Source organism: Occallatibacter sp., from assembly GCF_049802275.1.
Taxonomy (GTDB): domain Bacteria; phylum Acidobacteriota; class Terriglobia; order Terriglobales; family Acidobacteriaceae; genus Telmatobacter.
Genome location: NZ_JBARMD010000674.1, coordinates 1 through 2,213, shown reverse-complemented (window position 1 = coordinate 2,213; position 2,213 = coordinate 1). Strand labels below are relative to the sequence as shown.

The 2,213-nt window shown below is 55.9% G+C and carries 5 protein-coding genes; all 5 read right to left on the bottom strand.

All coding sequences use genetic code 11. The features are described 5' to 3' along the window. Positions 1-97: 97 nt before the first annotated feature. Positions 98-733, bottom strand: coding sequence for a hypothetical protein (locus WA354_RS22750; protein ID WP_472815312.1), 636 nt, complete (start codon positions 731-733; stop codon positions 98-100). Between the two features lie 248 nt (positions 734-981). Then, positions 982-1,182 carry a PIN domain-containing protein gene (locus WA354_RS22745; protein WP_472815313.1) on the bottom strand — a complete coding sequence of 67 codons (201 nt, stop codon included), beginning with the start codon at positions 1,180-1,182 and terminating at the stop codon, positions 982-984. Next, positions 1,119-1,343, bottom strand: coding sequence for a hypothetical protein (locus tag WA354_RS22740; RefSeq protein ID WP_472815314.1), 225 nt, complete (start codon positions 1,341-1,343; stop codon positions 1,119-1,121). Before WA354_RS22740 ends, WA354_RS22745 begins: the two co-directional genes overlap by 64 nt. A 61-nt stretch (positions 1,344-1,404) precedes the next feature. Further along, a complete protein-coding gene (locus tag WA354_RS22735) occupies positions 1,405-1,638 on the bottom strand; it encodes a hypothetical protein (protein ID WP_472815311.1) in 234 nt (77 codons plus the stop codon). An 80-nt stretch (positions 1,639-1,718) separates the two neighbouring features. After that, positions 1,719-1,982 (bottom strand): prevent-host-death protein, encoded by a 264-nt coding sequence (locus tag WA354_RS22730; protein ID WP_472815310.1) that lies wholly within the window; start codon positions 1,980-1,982, stop codon positions 1,719-1,721. Positions 1,983-2,213: the final 231 nt, after the last annotated feature.

Here is a 2,213-nt window from a genome sequence, read left to right as displayed (position 1 = left end):
AGGCAGGTCCTCCCAGAACTGTTCAGAATGTGTGTGTGTAGGCTTCCGCGAATGATCGGCCCGCGGCAATCGACGCAGACACTCGTTCACGCAGTAATCAGGCAGTCTTCTTGATGAGCTGGATTTCGGGCCATTCGACGGCCCCGTTTCGGGCGGGAAACGCGAGCCGATTGCTGCGCAGCCCCTTCCGAAGCAGCGCCAATAACTCTTTTCGTTTGGCCTTGACGGCGACTCCTGCGTATCCAAACGCGGGAAGAAGCTGAATACGCTTCTGTTGCTGCAATTGCGATATCATCCACGGCCCCCATTCCGGCGTGGCCGGCAAGCCGTAGTGACGCACAAGTGAAGACCAAATGAACAAATGGTCGTCGCTGATCAGGAGCAGCTTCCCATCCGAAGTTGCATCCGCCAATTCCTGCGAGCAACTTACAAGATGCCTCAGTGGCCGCTTCCGGCCGGGAACCACGATGGAGCCTCGGAAGCACAGCGGCTTCTCGCCAAGCGAGACGATACTTTCAGCACCGTAAGGATCTACCACGGTAAATGAGTCGCCGTTGGCAAACGCTGCCGCAATGGCGCCGATCTCCACGTCGCCGCCAACTACTGAGACCAAGTGAGCTTTGCCTCGGTCCTCTCCCACAAAGGCATCCAGGAAGACGCGAAGGTTGGTGGCCGTCTTTTCTGAACGGCGGCGATAAACGAGTTTGCCGAAACGCTCGTGGGCATTTTTCATGACCCGCACTCCTACCGATGTGTCGCATGGATGAACGACCTCGGATTCCGATAGATCATTTTGGAGCGTGGCGACCCAGCTTCGTAGACAAGCCCATAAGGACGCACCAAGCTATCGACATCGGGACCAGTGGTTGCTCTGACCTGTGTGTCGAACGGATGGGAAATCCAGGAAGCACTCAGCGCTGGCATCACCGGTACAAGGGGGAACATCCTCGCGACAACAGTCGCGAGTAGATATCTAATGGATTATTTGCCGCGCCACAGATCTAAAACCGAAACGCCCAGATTGGAAAAGTCCTTCACATTGCGGGTAACCACGGTCAGGCCATGTTCCAGAGCCGTAGCGGCGATCAAACCATCGGCTACATTGAGCGGCCTTCCCGTCAGCTGACATTCTCCCGCCAGAACCCCCCAGCGCTCAGCAACGGACTCAGATACAGGTAGAATGCGGCCATCGAACCAGGGGCGCAGAGTCTCGTCGACCCATTGCTGCAGTTGCTGGCGGCGCTTGCCCTCCGGAAGAACTTGATGCCTTTGAAAATCTCTCCCAGCGAAACGACGCTGAGAAAGAGACGCAGATCGTCGGCATCGTCCAACCATTGAATCACTTCAGGCTCTGGTTTGGGGCGTGTCAGTTCAGAGGGAACGTTGGTACCCAGCAAGAGCCGGTCATAGCTTGACCGGACGGCCGGTATCGGTGTCCCGTTCGAAGTTCAAATTAAGACCTTTGAAAGGCGAGTCCGCGAACAACTGCGCAAGGCTCTTTCTTTCTTCTGGCCGGTTCGGAGCCACTGCGCTCTGAAGGACCTGCTCAAGATAGGCCTCCAGTGACAGACCACGCGCATGGGCCTGTGCGACCAGGCCAGCTTCAATCTCCGGTTTCAGTTCAAGCGTTACCGTCATGACGTGTTCCTTATGCCATTATCGCAAGCCATGGTTATCTTTGACCATCGGGTTTGCCCTGAATTTTGTCTCGCGCGCGGTCATTTCTTCTTACCCGCGCGCCAGGCCTTGAAGTCTGCAAGAATCTCGTCCTCGGAAATCCCTTCACTAGCAAGCACTTGCTGCAAGCGCGAGGCGGCTTCTTTGAGAGCTGCCCGCTCCGTCTCTGCCCGTTTATGTCGGGCAGGAATGTAGTAGCCAACGGTATCGCCGTGACGAGTGATCGCCACAGGCACGTCGCTCTCCAGGAGATAGCTAGCCAGCTTCTCTCGAAATTCGCGAATCCCAACCTTCAACGCTTCCATGTCCCAGTCTTCAAATGTGTACTGATGTGTACACAACTACAATACCACTAACTTCGCCCCAGCCATTCAAGGAGTATCTCTCCGCCGCTGGCGTCTATTCGTCGGAGGATTTGCTAGGAATCTCCTCCTTGGTCTCTTTCAGTTCGATGATCTGGCCATTCTCGTAGGCAAGGGTCAGTTCATGGCTGAACCGTTCCCGCTTGCGAATGATGGTGTCCCCTTCGCCTTCAC

Coding starts and splice junctions, on each gene's coding strand:
- WA354_RS22750 (WP_472815312.1), bottom strand. CDS start 733: ATGAAAAATGCCCACGAGCGTTTCGGCAAACTCGTTTATCGCCGCCGT.
- WA354_RS22735 (WP_472815311.1), bottom strand. CDS start 1,638: ATGACGGTAACGCTTGAACTGAAACCGGAGATTGAAGCTGGCCTGGTC.
- WA354_RS22730 (WP_472815310.1), bottom strand. CDS start 1,982: ATGGAAGCGTTGAAGGTTGGGATTCGCGAATTTCGAGAGAAGCTGGCT.